The following is a 15446-nucleotide window of genomic DNA, read 5'->3' as shown; positions in this document are numbered from 1 at the left end:
CCTCACGCAGAGAGCGGGCCTCATCGTTGAAGTCGATCCATTCATCAGTGAATGAGATTGATCGTATGACCCAGCAGAATGCAACGATGGTTGAGGAAGCGAATGCCGCCACCCACCAGCTAGCAGAAAAGACCCGTGAGCTAACCAACTTAGTCGGTTGTTTCCAGCTTGCGGACGAGCAGGTTAGTGATGACCCTTACAATGTTGCCGCGTGAGCCAAGTTCCTCGATGATGAGCAGCTTTGCCCCAGATCGCGCCGCAGCTTGAGCAGCCGTCGCTCGTCACGGGCCTGCAGGATCTGGCTGACCAGCGCGGCTGCGATCGTAAACTACATCATTTGACCTGCCTCGTGTGTGCGGGGAAGTTTATACACGCCCGGAAAACCTAAATCGCTCATGAGAGGGTGTCATTTCGCCCTCAGCCGGGACCGACCCCTTGATTGCCGCGCTGAAGCGACGCGTGGCCAGGCGGCACGCCGAAGTTCGGCTATTACCGCCTGGAGGTTGGGTGCGCAGTGCATCTTCGCTCGGTCAGACGTTAGAGGAACACAAGAAAATCACCGGCGTTGAAGCTGCCGAGATTGCCCAACAGCGTGGTATTGTCGAGTTCCGCGACAATCACCGCACCGCCGGCCGCGCTCGGATTGGAATCGTAATAAACCGCACCGTGGCCGAGATCGGTATTGTGGAAGACGAAGAACGCACCTGTCGTGATGTTGCCGTAGCTGTTGATCGTGCTCTGGACTGTCGCGTTGGTGACGCTGGCATCGGTTTTCACGGCGACCTCGGTGCCGGCGAAGTTGATCGTTGCGTCGCCCCCTTTCTTGAAAAAAAACCGGCCGCGCATTCCGCGTCCGGTTTTTTGTTGTCTGCCTGGGGTAGATGCGTGACGACGTTGGCTTTGTCCAGAAGGGCTGTATTGCACCACATATGCCGGTTCGAAATCGAGTCGCTTTCGAGCGTTCCCAAGTGCGTCCAAAGCAAGAACGTTTCGGGCATGCCTGTGACTTTCCCTGAGTCACTGGGCTTCAAAGGATCTCCGGATAGGGGTTCTCTTTTCCCGGGCAGTATTCGTCAATGACCTTCTGCATTTCCGCGTGTGCCAGCTTCTTCTGTGCTGAACTCGGGGGCTTGGCCATTTTGCCACCGATCTTAGATGGGTAGGGGAAGTCCTTACTGACGAGGATGTAGGTCACATCGGGTTTCTCGTTTTCCCTTTCATAGTCAGCAATTGCGTCCAAGAAACGAACATAGAATGCCGGCTTTAGGCCGACGAGATCACCGAATTGCCCATAGGTGAGACGCAATGTTCCACGGATTGCCGCGCCTATTAACTCATCTCTCAATCGTCTCGCTGCGCCGGTCAGCTTCTCTGCCATAGTTTGGCTACCACTCACTCAATCCGCCGTTGTCATCCCGTACACTGAGTATTGGCATCACCTCGTCATGCGCGAGCTTACCGATGTTAGCGCTTTCTAAAGCGCTCATTGATAGTAGTCAGACGAAGTGGAAGCCGTCCGCCGGATTATACGCGACCACGGTCCGGCCAGTGCCGTCGTCGGCTAGCGTGAAAGTGCCCGTATCATAAGCGCCGATCAGGTGAAGTGTGGCATCATGAGTGCCGTCCGAAATGAGCAGCGTTCCTCCATTTCCATCCTGGTTTGCCTGATAGACAGCGGATGTTCCGGTGCTGAACCAGATATCTCCGAGGTCTACCTTGTCATCATTGGTGATGCCGGCGATGGTGCCGCTGAAGTCAAATGAATCGTCCAGCCGCAATGTGCCGGCTGCATCCACCCCGAAAATGACGTCTGCGGAAGAGCCGGCGTGGAACTGCAGCTGCGACATGTTTCCGATGATGGCATCGCCGTCGCCGGTTACCTGACCGCCGATCGTGACGTCGCCGCCATTGGCCCAGATCAGTCCGGAATTGTCGATCGCACCATTGACTGTCAGGCCACCCGATCCAGTCGCCTCCAGCGTCCCCGAGTTGACGACGGTGCTGCCACCGGTGTCGATGGCCAGCGCGTGCGAGCCGGTGGCAATGATCGTGCCCTGATTGTTCAGGCCGAGCAGCCCGCCGCCCAATTCGCCGGCGCCGGAGATGGTGTTGTCGATATTGGTCAGGGTGACGTCGGCGGCTGTGCCCGAGATCAGGTTCGCATCGCTGTCGGACAGGACGATCTGGCCCCCGCCTTGCATCTTTGTGCCGTTGGCGATCACCTCGAGCAGCGTGGTCGAGCCGGCACTATTGAGCGCGATCGTGCCCGTATTGTCGATCACACCGCCGAGCGGCATGACCGCGCCGTCGGCGATCGACATTGTGCCGGCATGGTGGGTGACTGGCTCCTGGTTGAAGAGGAAGACATCAGCGCCGAGCTCGAAGGCCGAGAGGCCCTGCACGGTTATTGTCTCTCCGGAGCTGATAGTCACGACGGCATTCCCGCTGCCGTCATCGGTAATGGTGAGATCGCCGAAGCCGCTTACACCGTCGAAGCCGATCAGGTCGATCCTGTCAGCCGCCGCGTCGAAGTTGTGCAGCGTGTCGTGCGAGATCGGCTGGCCGAAGACGAAGAGATCGGCGCCGCTGGAGCCGGTGAGGTGGTCCTCCTCCGAAACGGCGAAGATGGGTGAGTTGGGTGAGTAGGCTTCCACGTTGTCAAAGAAGTTGGCAATCCCGGTTGTGCCGTCCGGATTGGTCCAGGTTTGGGTCACGCGGAGTACGATCGCCCCGACGAAATCCGCCGGCGTAGTGACGGTCAGCGCGCTTGGATCGTTGCTCTGGACGGTCCAAGTGCCGTCGCCGTTGTCGGTGCCAGCGCTGAGGCTCCAACCCGAGGGAACGCCGGCAATCCTAACTGTGACCAGGTCGCTCGGGTCGGCCGCAGGATTGGTCAGAGCTAGGTTGATGGCCTGTCCAGCAACGCCAGCCGGGAAGAGATGTGATGGAATCAGCGTAGATAGGTCGGTGACCGTTACACCCGCAAGGTCTACCAGAATGTCATTCGTGGCACTTGGAGTGTTGCCGACTTGCTCATAGACATAAGTGTGCGCCGTTCCTCCGATGGTCGCCGTAAACGCTACCGTCGCGCCGCCATTTCCGAGGTCGTTATTATGCAAATATTGAACAACTGCGGCGACCTGTGAGGTTGAAGCCAAGCTCAGCGCTGAAGCAAAGGTAGGTGCGTCGTCGAACGTGATAATGCCGTTTGTTATTGAGTGTGACTTCACTGTTTGACCGACAATGGTCAAGGTGGAGTCGTTCGTGCTGGCGAATGTACTCACTGCAGGTGAGCCGTTCAAATCAAGGAAGTCAGCAGTCGTATCGAAGTCGCCGATTACGTCATAGCCGGTAATCGTGCCGGCATTCGCGCTGCCACCGACGGTGCCCGGAGAATTTCCGCTGCTGATAACAAACGTGTCAACGCCGGCGCCACCGACCAGCAGATCGCTTCCATTTCCGCCGTTGAGTGTGTCGGCGCCACCATTTCCGAACAAGAGATCGTTTCCGTTGTTGCCAGTCAATGTCTGCCCGGCAGAGGTCGAAGCAATTACGTCTTGGGACGACCCGCTGCCGCTTAGGCCCGTAAGTAAACTGTAAGAACCAGTACCGAGATTGTATCCGTAGACCGTCCCGCCATTGGCAAATGTTAAGTCCTCGACGTTGCCGCTGCCGAAAAAATGGTCCCTGACTGTGATTTCTGTTGCCCCAACATCGATGACGAGGTTGTTTCCGACCCGTTCGAAATTCAAAGCGCCAACGTCGGTGCTCGCGGAACTTGTCACGACTTCTATGTCATCACTGCCACTCGCAGTATCCGACACGATGTCTTGGCCATCCGCCAGTCCGAAGCGGTAGACGTCGTTCCCATTGGCGCTGATGAGAACATCATTGCCGGTTCCAGCGACTAGAGTGGTGCCCGCCCCACGGCTTACGAGAATATCGTCGCCGGAAGTTCCGTCGAGCGTCCCAGCGATGTCCTGGCTGACGTTGACAGTACCGGGTGCGCCCGTGGTCGTCCCGTCTGTAGCCGTATACGTGAACGTGCCACCTGCGGGAGCAGCATCTATAAAGTTTACTGTTCCATTTGTTCCGGTCCCGGCCGTGTGAGCTACACTTCCACCCGTCGCAGTCCCGACGCCCGCGACATCGACGATTGGGTTGCCTTCCGGGTCGGTGTCGTTGGAAAGTAGCGCCCACTCCGGTATGGCGATGACGTTGCCGAGGGTAAGGTCGGTGATCACATTGGCGCCAACTGCCGTTGGTCCGTCATTGGTGCCGGTGATGGTGATGGTGACGTCCTGGGTGGCGGAGTCCGTCGTGCCGTCATTGACCTTCACCGCGTAGGTGATGATCAGACTGTCGCCCGCGGCGAGGAAGTCGAGGTTGGCTGCCGCCGGATCGTAGCTGTAGCCAATGTTCACCGCGCCACCCGTCGAGGTCACCCCCGTCAGCGTGAACGCCCCGCCCGCCGTCAGCGCCGCAGCGCCGGCCGGGAGTGTGAACGCGCTGCCATTGAGCAGCACCGTCGGGCTGCCCACGACGCTCGGCGTCAGCGTATCGCCAACGTCGATATCGCTTACCAAGAAATTGCCCGTGATCGCCATCAGGTTCTGCGCGGAGGCATCAGTCAGTTCGGCAACTGCTGTCGGATTGGTCGTATCGCTCAGCACCGGTGCATCGTTGGTGCCGGTGATGGTCACCGAAACCGTGCGATCCACGGTGCCGCCGTTGCCATCGTCGAGGGTGATGGTGAAGGTCTCGACCTTGGTCTGGTCCTTGGCGAGGTACTCCACGGCGCTATCGGCGACGCTGTAGTTCCAGGTGATCACGCCACCCAGGCCGGAGCCGGTGGTGTCGGTGGTGACGCTGGCGGTGAGGGCGCCGAGGGCGCCGGCCGAGGCCGTGATCGTTGGGCTGATGCTGTGGGCGTCGGCGAGGTCGACGTCGGTGAAGGCAATGGTGCCGGTGTCGGTGAGGTTGCCGACCGGGGTGACCTGCTCGGTGACCGCGCCGGTGACGTCCGTCGCCGCCACGAGCGGTGCATCGTTGGTGCCGGTGATGGTCACCGAAACCGTGCGATCCACGGTGCCGCCGTTGCCATCGTCGAGGGTGATGGTGAAGGTCTCGACCTTGGTCTGGTCCTTGGCGAGGTACTCCACGGCGCTATCGGCGACGCTGTAGTTCCAGGTGATCACGCCACCCAGGCCGGAGCCGGTGGTGTCGGTGGTGACGCTGGCGGTGAGGGCGCCGAGGGCGCCGGCCGAGGCCGTGATCGTTGGGCTGATGCTGTGGGCGTCGGCGAGGTCGACGTCGGTGAAGGCAATGGTGCCGGTGTCGGTGAGGTTGCCGACCGGGGTGACCTGCTCGGTGACCGCGCCGGTGACGTCCGTCGCCGCCACGAGCGGTGCATCGTTGGTGCCGGTGATGGTCACCGAAACCGTGCGATCCACGGTGCCGCCGTTGCCATCGTCGAGGGTGATGGTGAAGGTCTCGACCTTGGTCTGGTCCTTGGCGAGGTACTCCACGGCGCTATCGGCGACGCTGTAGTTCCAGGTGATCACGCCACCCAGGCCGGAGCCGGTGGTGTCGGTGGTGACGCTGGCGGTGAGGGCGCCGAGGGCGCCGGCCGAGGCCGTGATCGTTGGGCTGATGCTGTGGGCGTCGGCGAGGTCGACGTCGGTGAAGGCAATGGTGCCGGTGTCGGTGAGGTTGCCGACCGGGGTGACCTGCTCGGTGACCGCGCCGGTGACGTCCGTCGCCGCCACGAGCGGTGCATCGTTGGTGCCGGTGATGGTCACCGAAACCGTGCGATCCACGGTGCCGCCGTTGCCATCGTCGAGGGTGATGGTGAAGGTCTCGACCTTGGTCTGGTCCTTGGCGAGGTACTCCACGGCGCTATCGGCGACGCTGTAGTTCCAGGTGATCACGCCACCCAGGCCGGAGCCGGTGGTGTCGGTGGTGACGCTGGCGGTGAGGGCGCCGAGGGCGCCGGCCGAGGCCGTGATCGTTGGGCTGATGCTGTGGGCGTCGGCGAGGTCGACGTCGGTGAAGGCAATGGTGCCGGTGTCGGTGAGGTTGCCGACCGGGGTGACCTGCTCGGTGACCGCGCCGGTGACGTCCGTCGCCGCCACGAGCGGTGCATCGTTGGTGCCGGTGATGGTCACCGAAACCGTGCGATCCACGGTGCCGCCGTTGCCATCGTCGAGGGTGATGGTGAAGGTCTCGACCTTGGTCTGGTCCTTGGCGAGGTACTCCACGGCGCTATCGGCGACGCTGTAGTTCCAGGTGATCACGCCACCCAGGCCGGAGCCGGTGGTGTCGGTGGTGACGCTGGCGGTGAGGGCGCCGAGGGCGCCGGCCGAGGCCGTGATCGTTGGGCTGATGCTGTGGGCGTCGGCGAGGTCGACGTCGGTGAAGGCAATGGTGCCGGTGTCGGTGAGGTTGCCGACCGGGGTGACCTGCTCGGTGACCGCGCCGGTGACGTCCGTCGCCGCCACGAGCGGTGCATCGTTGGTGCCGGTGATGGTCACCGAAACCGTGCGATCCACGGTGCCGCCGTTGCCATCGTCGAGGGTGATGGTGAAGGTCTCGACCTTGGTCTGGTCCTTGGCGAGGTACTCCACGGCGCTATCGGCGACGCTGTAGTTCCAGGTGATCACGCCACCCAGGCCGGAGCCGGTGGTGTCGGTGGTGACGCTGGCGGTGAGGGCGCCGAGGGCGCCGGCCGAGGCCGTGATCGTTGGGCTGATGCTGTGGGCGTCGGCGAGGTCGACGTCGGTGAAGGCAATGGTGCCGGTGTCGGTGAGGTTGCCGACCGGGGTGACCTGCTCGGTGACCGCGCCGGTGACGTCCGTCGCCGCCACGAGCGGTGCATCGTTGGTGCCGGTGATGGTCACCGAAACCGTGCGATCCACGGTGCCGCCGTTGCCATCGTCGAGGGTGATGGTGAAGGTCTCGACCTTGGTCTGGTCCTTGGCGAGGTACTCCACGGCGCTATCGGCGACGCTGTAGTTCCAGGTGATCACGCCACCCAGGCCGGAGCCGGTGGTGTCGGTGGTGACGCTGGCGGTGAGGGCGCCGAGGGCGCCGGCCGAGGCCGTGATCGTTGGGCTGATGCTGTGGGCGTCGGCGAGGTCGACGTCGGTGAAGGCAATGGTGCCGGTGTCGGTGAGGTTGCCGACCGGGGTGACCTGCTCGGTGACCGCGCCGGTGACGTCCGTCGCCGCCACGAGCGGTGCATCGTTGGTGCCGGTGATGGTCACCGAAACCGTGCGATCCACGGTGCCGCCGTTGCCATCGTCGAGGGTGATGGTGAAGGTCTCGACCTTGGTCTGGTCCTTGGCGAGGTACTCCACGGCGCTATCGGCGACGCTGTAGTTCCAGGTGATCACGCCACCCAGGCCGGAGCCGGTGGTGTCGGTGGTGACGCTGGCGGTGAGGGCGCCGAGGGCGCCGGCCGAGGCCGTGATCGTTGGGCTGATGCTGTGGGCGTCGGCGAGGTCGACGTCGGTGAAGGCAATGGTGCCGGTGTCGGTGAGGTTGCCGACCGGGGTGACCTGCTCGGTGACCGCGCCGGTGACGTCCGTCGCCGCCACGAGCGGTGCATCGTTGGTGCCGGTGATGGTCACCGAAACCGTGCGATCCACGGTGCCGCCGTTGCCATCGTCGAGGGTGATGGTGAAGGTCTCGACCTTGGTCTGGTCCTTGGCGAGGTACTCCACGGCGCTATCGGCGACGCTGTAGTTCCAGGTGATCACGCCACCCAGGCCGGAGCCGGTGGTGTCGGTGGTGACGCTGGCGGTGAGGGCGCCGAGGGCGCCGGCCGAGGCCGTGATCGTTGGGCTGATGCTGTGGGCGTCGGCGAGGTCGACGTCGGTGAAGGCAATGGTGCCGGTGTCGGTGAGGTTGCCGACCGGGGTGACCTGCTCGGTGACCGCGCCGGTGACGTCCGTCGCCGCCACGAGCGGTGCATCGTTGGTGCCGGTGATGGTCACCGAAACCGTGCGATCCACGGTGCCGCCGTTGCCATCGTCGAGGGTGATGGTGAAGGTCTCGACCTTGGTCTGGTCCTTGGCGAGGTACTCCACGGCGCTATCGGCGACGCTGTAGTTCCAGGTGATCACGCCACCCAGGCCGGAGCCGGTGGTGTCGGTGGTGACGCTGGCGGTGAGGGCGCCGAGGGCGCCGGCCGAGGCCGTGATCGTTGGGCTGATGCTGTGGGCGTCGGCGAGGTCGACGTCGGTGAAGGCAATGGTGCCGGTGTCGGTGAGGTTGCCGACCGGGGTGACCTGCTCGGTGACCGCGCCGGTGACGTCCGTCGCCGCCACGAGCGGTGCATCGTTGGTGCCGGTGATGGTCACCGAAACCGTGCGATCCACGGTGCCGCCGTTGCCATCGTCGAGGGTGATGGTGAAGGTCTCGACCTTGGTCTGGTCCTTGGCGAGGTACTCCACGGCGCTATCGGCGACGCTGTAGTTCCAGGTGATCACGCCACCCAGGCCGGAGCCGGTGGTGTCGGTGGTGACGCTGGCGGTGAGGGCGCCGAGGGCGCCGGCCGAGGCCGTGATCGTTGGGCTGATGCTGTGGGCGTCGGCGAGGTCGACGTCGGTGAAGGCAATGGTGCCGGTGTCGGTGAGGTTGCCGACCGGGGTGACCTGCTCGGTGACCGCGCCGGTGACGTCCGTCGCCGCCACGAGCGGTGCATCGTTGGTGCCGGTGATGGTCACCGTCACGACCTGCGATGCCGTTGAGCCGTGACCGTCGTTGACCGTTACGGTGTAATGCTCGACTACGCTCTGGCCGGCAGCGAGGTACTGCGCAGCGGCATTGTTGAGGGCGTAGTGCCACTGCAGCGAGCCGTTGGCGGCGTTCGCGGCTTCACTGACAGGGTCGAGCGAGAAGATGCCGAGCGCAGTTTCGCCGGCGGTCGGGGCGAACGACGCGGTGTGGCCGTCGGTGAGGTCGACGTCGGTGAAGGAAATGGTGCCGGCGGCGTTGGGGGAATCGGTCGGCGAAGGCGTCGTGTCGGCATCCTCGACCACGGCGCCATTCTGAGCGCCGCTGGTAATCGAGACGATATCGTTCGTCCCGGTGATAGAGATAGCAAGCTGTGCGGTATCGGTAAGTCCGTGCGGGTCACGCACGGTGTACGTAAACAGCTCAGTTACTGTGACCCCGTCGGCCAGCGCATTGGTGTCCACATCGCTGTTATTGAGGTTGTAGGTATAGGTGCCATTGGCATTCAACGTCAGTGAGCCATAGGTGCCCACCAATGCAGATCCGACCGTGCCGGCAGTTCCAGATCCGGATTCCGGACCCGTCCGGACCGCCGACACAACCAGCGACGCCTGGCCATCGTCGGAGTCCGTGTCGTTGACCAGCACATTACCTGCCGCCGTGGAATCCCCCGGAAACGGCGTATTCCCTGGGCCAACGCCGCCCTCGCGCACAGGGTCCGCAGCGTTGGTATCATTGAAGCCGACGGGCGAAGTTGGATCGAGAGTGAATGAAACCTGCTCGATCGCGGAGACTTTCAGATTTATGCTCGTGAAGGTGAATTCCGCTTGACCCGCCTGGCCGGTATTCGCGTTCGAGTTGGCGGCAATAAAGGCTCGAAACTGAGTGACTTCAGCATTCAATGCTGCCATGAACGAAGAATTAAGTAATTGCGCATTACTAAGATAGATTACGAGCTTATCGATCTCGGCGGTGCCTTTCGCAGCATTGCCGTTGCCGCCGTCGTAAACGTCGTAGCCAGAAAATGTCGCCTGTCCAATCGTTGTCCCTGTGCCGTAGACTTGGTCACCAATCTTGTACTGGTTTTCCCACGCTCGGTAGATAAGGAGGTCCGCTCCTGATCCGCCCAGGACCGTATCGAAACCACTGCCTCCATCGAGCGTATCGGCACCTGACCCGCCATTCAGGCGATCGACTCCAGCACCCCCCGACAGCACGTCGTCTCCGCTACCGCCGACCAGATTGTCGTTGCTGCTTGTGCCAATGGTCGTTGCCATACCCCGCCCCTATCGCCATAGTTGTTGTTGTTGATGTCAGTCATGGGAATTGCCGGCGCCGTCGCGCCGCTTGCCGGATAGTCGCTCAAAAAATTGCAAACCTATGAGGGCAAGTTCGCCTTCGCCAACAAACGGGTTGATCCTGGGCGAGAGCGCCAGGACCAGATGAGTTCGCATCCAGACCGATGACATTAGTACCGACGCCAAACGCGCACGCTCGCGGGTCCGCCGGATGCTTGATGTCAGCTGAACGTTCGCAACGGGCAGACGCGGGCTTCCTATCGGTCGAGGGGGAAAACTCATTGTCGAGGGAGCAAAGTGCGATTCCGGCGAAATCGTTGCTCGACAATTCGTCGCGAGACAAATCGCGTTCACGAAGAGGGTGGGAAACCGGCCAACCTCGACCTGCTCCCCACCAATCAAAGCCGGCGCGCCCTCCTCAGGCGATACTACTCTACACACGCCTGCTCCTCCCCGGACAGCGCATTCAAACGGCTGGTCCGAAATACTTTGGCAAATTTATTTTGGTTCCCCTCAGCCGCTTTTCAAACTAACTCGTCAGCTGGTCAGCAGCGCAGTATCCTTTACCAATGTTTTAACATGGTCGATCAATTGGAAAAATAATATTTTGCCATACTACTCTACTCAAAACGAAGTATGCGTAAATATAATATGCCTTCTAAGAATCATATTCCGTACAGCTGTTCAACGTATAGGTTATCTATATTGGACAGCTTTCAGCTTGTCGTTATCACCGCATCCGGAAAGTTGTCGCCACGTACATATCTTGCTGCGAGCTAGCCCCAGCACGGCTGACCGGGGCGACAGGCCAGGCCCACTGCCCGCGCAGTTTATTTCGTGCCTGCGTTACAGTCCCGCCCCGAAGTTTCTCTCAATCGCGTTGGCGACGCACCGCTCGAACTTTCTTCCGGGCGAAGCCTTAAATTTTCTGGCCACTCGCTGCGCGCCGGCCTTGCCTCGTCCGCCGAGGACGATGAACGCTATGTGCAGAAACAGCTCGGCCACGCCAGCGCCGAAATGACGCGTCGTTACCAGCGCCGGCGCGACCGGTTTCGCGTCAATCTCACCAAAGCGGCGGGTCTATGATCACAGGCATTAGAGGCCATTCCCAACGATCTGCCGCTAAACCTGCCCGGATATCGCTGCAGGAAAGGAAGCCAATCATAGGAGCGCAGTGTGATCAACCACGGCTGGCGGCGATCAGGGCGTGCGCTGCATCGCGGAGCAATCCGGTTGCCTCGCCGGGTTCAAAGAGCTGCATGCTGACAAAGGCGCCGTTGATCAGAACCGCGAGTTGACCAGCGAGCCGATCGGGCGCGGCAACTGCCAGCCCCTCGGCGATGGTCTGCAGGCGCCACCGCATCTCGCGCATGTGGGCTTCGGCGACCTTGCGGGCAGGGTGATCCGCATCGGGGAACTCCGCCGCGGTGTTGATCTGCGGGCAGCCGCGGTAATTTTCCCGCCCGACCCGTTCGCCGATCCACTCAAAATGGGCGTCGAGCTCGGTCAGGGCATTGTCCGGATGCTGTTCCCGCACGCGATCCCAGGTGCTCCAGAAGTCCAGGTCTTCGCGCTTGAGGAAGGCGGCGACGAGGTCGTCCTTCGTGCCGAAATGGCGGTAAAGGCTGGTTTTGGCGACGCCGGATTTTTCGACCACAAGATCGACACCGACAGCGCGCACCCCGCGTCGGTAAAAGAGTTCCGACGCCGTCTCGAGAATCCTGTCCCGCACCTCGTTGCCGCCAGAGGCATGGGAGGTCGTTGCGCTTTTCGACATTCGTGTAACCTCCAATTTCGCCAGCATAACAGGAAACGGATTGACAGGCTACAGACCTGTATGTTCTGGTAGGAACAGACAGGTCTGTAGCGAAGGAGAGAGGCAATGATCATCGACCAAACTGACATCACGAAGACACCCCAAGCCGTGGCGGTCTTGGGAGCAAACGGCCATACCGGGCGTTTTGTTGTGGCCGAACTGTTGCGGCGCGGTTTCAAGCCGATCGCGATCGGACGGAATGCAGAACGGCTGGCGGCTGCAGGCTTTGCCGAGCGCGGCATCGAATGCCGCGAAGCAGCGGTCGAGGATGACGAGGCACTGGACAGGGCGCTCGCCGGCGCGGCGGCGGTCATCAACTGTGCCGGTCCGTTTATGGACACCGCCGACGCGGTGGTACGTGCCGCGTTGCGATCGGGGATTCATTATCTCGACGTGACGGCCGAGCAACCCAGCGCCCAGACGACGTTCGAGCGGCACGGGGTTGCGGCCCGGAAAGCGGGCGTGGCCGTTATCCCGGCCATGGGTTTCTACGGCGGCTTGGCCGACCTGCTCGTGGCGGCCGTCCTGGACGAGTGGGACTACGCCGACACCATCGAAATTCGAATTGCGCTTGACAGCTGGTTGCCGACGAGAGGTACGCGCTTGACCGGAGAAAGAAACACTGCGCGGCGCCTGGCCGTCAGCCGCGGGCGGCTGGAACCGGTGAATCAACCGCCTGCCGAAAGGGTGTCCACCTTACCGGCCCCGTTCGGCCGGCAGACGTTCGTCGAGCTTCCCTTTTCGGAAGTGCCGCTGATCGCCCGTCACGTCCAGACGAAGGAACTGCACACCTTTCTCAGCACGATCGCCCTGCGGGATGTTCGTGATCCGTCGATGCCTCCGCCGCAGGCAGTCGACGAAACCGGACGTTCGGCGCAGCGCTTTGCCGTGGAAGTGATCGTCACGCGGGGTGACGTGCGCCGCCGGATCGTTGCGCAGGGACAGGACATTTACGCCGTCTCGGCGCCGATCATCTGCGAAGCGGTTCAGCGCATCCTGTCGGGGGACATCCGCGATACCGGCGCAAAGCCGCCGGCAGCCATTTTCAGTGCCGCCAGCTTCCTGCGGGCGCTCGGCCCGGACCTGTCGGTCGAAATCGGGGACGCTTAGCCCGGAAACGTCAGACCTTCTGAACGTCCACCACAGAGTGGTGGTGGACGTCGCTGCTCGTGACGCAGTCACAAAGCTGGATCCGCAACAATACCCCGTAGGCCTTTGCACAGGACGAGCAAAAGCAGCGGCAATGGCGTGCTTTCGTTGAAGGCGTCGCGCACAATCCGGGGTGGCTGACGGACGTTGTTCGGGAGATTGCCACATTCCTGACGCCGCATGCGGTTGTGGCTGCGAGGCTGGGCAAATGAGTGGTTTGGTCGCAACCGTTGGTGTATAGAGCGATGACAAAAACGATTTGCTGGGCTGAGGCTCGAAAGGTCGTGCAGGTCACCTTCAAGCCGAACTGGAGGAAGCACGCCAAGGCCGTGCCTTTCCGCCGCAACGACGACATGCTTTCGATCATACCGGCGGGCGTCATCCTCTTCGCGGGATCGGGCATCACCGGCAATCTCACCAACAAGGCCCGCCGCTTCGGCATCCCGATCTGGCAAGTCCGCGGGGGATGGCGCGTGAGCGCCATTTTCCACGGAGGGAATGTATGTCGGAGGAACACCGCGAATTCTGGGCCACTGTTTCCGGTGGCGTGATCACGGTCGACCGTCCTCAGGACTTCGGCCGAGGACGTCCCATCAGCGCTTCATACTCTCTGTCGGTCAATCGTTCGATTGCCCGCCGCTGCTCAGGGATGTTCATCCGCTCGTGCAAGACGGCGGCAATCACGAAGGTTGCATCGTCAACGACAATGTAGACGGCGTAATGGTGCTCGATCTTGTGGAGCCGAAAGAGCGAATTCCCGACGCGCTCGTCCTTCTTTGTCCTCACGCGGGCATCGGCTTCGGGGATGCCGTCAAATCCCGCCCGAAGAAGGCGACCATACGCCTTGGCCTGTTCGGGAGACCATTTTCGGGCCGTTTCGCGAACCGCCAGACGATAGTTATCAAGTGCGGTCGGCAGGATGAGAACGCGAGGAGCCACCTAGCGCAGTTCTTCATCCAGTTCCGCATCGACGGCATCCAGAGCCGAAAGGGGCAGCATCTCTCCGCGCCGGAATTCCTCTTCCGCCCGCAGCAGCGAGCGGATGGCATAGCGGCGGTCTTCTTCGCGTGCCATATCTTCGCGAATAAGGGCGCGCACATATTCGCTCGGCGTCGTGTACTGGCCCTTCCCATTGGCGCGCATATCGACGAAGGCGCGCATCTCATCGGGCAAGCTCACATGCAGGGCTGCTGGTCATAACCGCGCCCTCCTTATCGATTTCACAGGTGAATTGTTCTGCGTGCGGGCACCAATGTCAATATTTGACATCGAGGCTTCGGGCTTCCTGCAGATATCGCGGCGGATCAGTCCAGAGGCTCCGAAACGCTCAGGTCGTCGGTGGGTGCAGTCGCGTGTCGAGGGCAAAGGCCTCCTGGAACTTCAGAGCATAGGCGCCCGTCGCGCCGCCCGCCAGAAAAATCAGGTTCCAGCTATGCGGCGAGACCGCGCTCGGGATCGCGACGAAACGGTGGCGTCGAAGCAGATCGTCCCCAAAGGCTTGTTGCCCCGCGCCGGGAATGCCCGGGCGCAGCCAGTTGGGATTGGGCACGCTTGCCGGATCGACGACATAGACATCGCCAACATCGGCGATGACAGCCGCCGTCATCATATGCGCCACCGTGTCGAGCGCCCGGAACCCCTTGTGGACCGCGACCTCAAGGATCGCGGTTGCGGGATCGAGCGAGCAGTAGACCGCGCGAACCCCCTTGCTGTTCCAGCGGCCGCCAACCCGATAGGCGCCTTCGCCGCTATCCCATGTCGGCGCATGGGCGGCCTGATCGAGCCGCCACGCGACCAGCTCGGTCCCGCCGAGCGCAATCGGCGATAGGGTCATGCATAGACGCCGGATTCGAGGCGGTCGAGATGATCCTCGACCAGCTCGACGCCGGCGGGCGTCCCGAGAAGATCGATCGGGCGGCGCTGGTCAAGCCCGACCGCCGGGCGCTCCAGCCATTGTTCGGCTTCCGCCTGCGATCCGAAGATATCCGTTGCCTTTGCGAGGATCTCGGCGAATTTCCACGCGCGGCCGCTCTGTTCCTGGCTAAGCGGCTTGGAGGGCGTGTCCTTCCGCCGCTGCCAGGTGCGCAAGCTCATGCCCACTGCCTTTTCGAGAGACTCGGTCTTGCCGATGACGACGAGATTGCCGACAAGGTAATCCAGCGCCGAGGCAGGCAGGCCGTGTAGAAGCAGCTCATGGGCGTCGAGCGCATTGGTCAGGCGGCGCGCGAGGATGCGTGAGCCGCCGAGCAATGCTTCGATTTTTTGCAGTTCACCACCGCCTGCTGCTGAAGAAGATGCTTTTGCTGCGACGGCCATGATCTTTCTCCGCGTCATCTGTCGTTCACAGTATGTCATGTGTCGCGGATGATTTCAAGGTTTGAGGGGGCATCCGGCGTATTCGCCGGATCGGGCTCTATTTCGCCGGCGGGCCAGCTCCACGAAGC

Annotated in this window: 10 protein-coding genes and 3 pseudogenes; 4 read left to right on the top strand and 9 right to left on the bottom strand. The window is 62.0% G+C overall.

What is annotated here, in order from left to right; all coding sequences use genetic code 11:
* Positions 1–65 precede the first annotated feature (65 nt).
* A complete protein-coding gene (locus ACSQ2W_RS22515) occupies positions 66–215 on the top strand; it encodes a hypothetical protein (RefSeq protein WP_436088384.1) in 150 nt (49 codons plus the stop codon).
* Here the strand turns inward: ACSQ2W_RS22515 and ACSQ2W_RS22510 are convergent.
* The 4 genes and pseudogenes from ACSQ2W_RS22510 to ACSQ2W_RS22495 all read right to left on the bottom strand — a co-directional run.
* Positions 216–328: pseudogene (locus ACSQ2W_RS22510) on the bottom strand (ATP-binding protein); the annotation flags it as partial. It abuts the gene before it with no gap.
* A 209-nt stretch (positions 329–537) separates the two neighbouring features.
* The gene (locus ACSQ2W_RS22505; RefSeq protein WP_436088383.1) at positions 538–846 is read right to left on the bottom strand and encodes a hypothetical protein; all 309 of its coding nucleotides are present in this window, start codon (positions 844–846) and stop codon (positions 538–540) included.
* 181 nt (positions 847–1027) lie between these two features.
* The gene (locus ACSQ2W_RS22500) at positions 1028–1378 is read right to left on the bottom strand and encodes a hypothetical protein (RefSeq protein WP_436088382.1); all 351 of its coding nucleotides are present in this window, start codon (positions 1376–1378) and stop codon (positions 1028–1030) included.
* A 118-nt stretch (positions 1379–1496) separates the two neighbouring features.
* Positions 1497–10016, bottom strand: a complete 8520-nt coding sequence (locus ACSQ2W_RS22495; RefSeq protein ID WP_436088381.1) for a VCBS domain-containing protein — start codon at positions 10014–10016, stop codon at positions 1497–1499.
* Between the two features lie 933 nt (positions 10017–10949).
* On the opposite strand from ACSQ2W_RS22495, the pseudogene ACSQ2W_RS22490 reads away from it, so the two are divergent.
* Positions 10950–11123, top strand: a pseudogene (locus ACSQ2W_RS22490) (integrase); the annotation flags it as partial.
* Positions 11124–11217: 94 nt separating this feature from the next.
* Here ACSQ2W_RS22490 and ACSQ2W_RS22485 read toward each other — a convergent pair.
* A complete protein-coding gene (locus ACSQ2W_RS22485; RefSeq protein WP_436088380.1) occupies positions 11218–11814 on the bottom strand; it encodes a TetR/AcrR family transcriptional regulator in 597 nt (198 codons plus the stop codon).
* A 105-nt stretch (positions 11815–11919) separates the two neighbouring features.
* On the opposite strand from ACSQ2W_RS22485, the gene ACSQ2W_RS22480 reads away from it, so the two are divergent.
* Entirely contained in the window at positions 11920–12963 is a 1044-nt protein-coding gene (locus tag ACSQ2W_RS22480; RefSeq protein WP_436088379.1) for a saccharopine dehydrogenase family protein, read from the top strand.
* 299 nt (positions 12964–13262) lie between these two features.
* A pseudogene (locus ACSQ2W_RS22475) lies at positions 13263–13466 on the top strand (hypothetical protein); the annotation flags it as partial.
* 103 nt (positions 13467–13569) lie between these two features.
* Here ACSQ2W_RS22475 and ACSQ2W_RS22470 read toward each other — a convergent pair.
* The 4 genes from ACSQ2W_RS22470 to parS all read right to left on the bottom strand — a co-directional run bounded on the left by ACSQ2W_RS22470 (position 13570) and on the right by parS (position 15318).
* Positions 13570–13941 (bottom strand): type II toxin-antitoxin system RelE/ParE family toxin, encoded by a 372-nt coding sequence (locus tag ACSQ2W_RS22470; protein WP_436088378.1) that lies wholly within the window; start codon positions 13939–13941, stop codon positions 13570–13572.
* Positions 13942–14163, bottom strand: coding sequence for a ribbon-helix-helix domain-containing protein (locus tag ACSQ2W_RS22465; protein ID WP_436088977.1), 222 nt, complete (start codon positions 14161–14163; stop codon positions 13942–13944).
* A 166-nt stretch (positions 14164–14329) separates the two neighbouring features.
* The gene (locus ACSQ2W_RS22460) at positions 14330–14836 is read right to left on the bottom strand and encodes an RES family NAD+ phosphorylase (protein WP_436088377.1); all 507 of its coding nucleotides are present in this window, start codon (positions 14834–14836) and stop codon (positions 14330–14332) included.
* Positions 14833–15318: a type II RES/Xre toxin-antitoxin system antitoxin gene (gene parS, locus ACSQ2W_RS22455; RefSeq protein ID WP_436088376.1), complete on the bottom strand. Its 486-nt coding sequence runs from the start codon at positions 15316–15318 to the stop codon at positions 14833–14835. Before parS ends, ACSQ2W_RS22460 begins: the two co-directional genes overlap by 4 nt.
* Between the last annotated feature and the right edge of the window lie 128 nt (positions 15319–15446).

It is taken from the genome of Pararhizobium sp. LjRoot255, assembly GCF_964252905.1.
GTDB lineage: Bacteria > Pseudomonadota > Alphaproteobacteria > Rhizobiales > Rhizobiaceae > Pararhizobium.
The sequence above is the reverse complement of the archived record's forward strand: the minus strand, read 5'-3'. Positions and strand labels throughout refer to the sequence as shown.